Source organism: Vibrio sp. 1288 (genome assembly GCF_033344475.1).
Genome location: NZ_JAWPOX010000866.1, coordinates 1 through 580, shown reverse-complemented (window position 1 = coordinate 580; position 580 = coordinate 1). Strand labels below are relative to the sequence as shown.

General features: G+C 44.7%; 1 protein-coding gene. It reads right to left on the bottom strand.

Translation table 11 applies throughout. From position 1 onward, the window contains the following. Positions 1 to 209 precede the first annotated feature (209 nt). Positions 210 to 580: DHHA1 domain-containing protein (locus R8O11_RS29800; RefSeq protein WP_318195203.1), on the bottom strand; the 371-nt coding region annotated here is incomplete at its 5' end.

The window sequence follows — 580 nt, the reverse complement described above, 5'->3', positions numbered from 1 at the left end:
TTTTCACCAGTCTTCACCTTCCCAAGACCAAAGTCTCATTCGGACCACTTATATTCCACTAGTTGAAATTATATAAGCGGTAGTTACAACAAAAACCAAGCAGCTTAAATGACCTGGTTATTTTTCGGTCAATTAAACCACTTGGTTACCGTAAAAAAATTACGCCCAATCAAAGAAACTTGATTGAGCGTAAATTCGTTATGTAATGCTTATAAGCGCTCTTCTAGCCAAGGCTGAACAGTTTTGATCGCTTCTGGTAATGCTGACACATCAGTACCACCAGCTTGCGCCATGTCAGGGCGACCACCGCCCTTACCACCAACCTGCTCTGCAACCATTTTAACGAGGTCGCCCGCCTTAACTTTGCCTACCAGATCTTTCGTCACACCAGCTATCAAGCCAACTTTGTCATCAGTTACGTTTGCTAGAAGCACAACACCTGAGCCCATTTGGTTCTTGATGTCGTCAACCATTGTACGTAGGTTTTTGCTATCTGCGCCTTCTAGTGCAGCAACCAGTACTTTCGTGCCGTTTACTTCCACTGCTTTACCCATGATGTTTGCGCTTTCAGCAGCAGCCA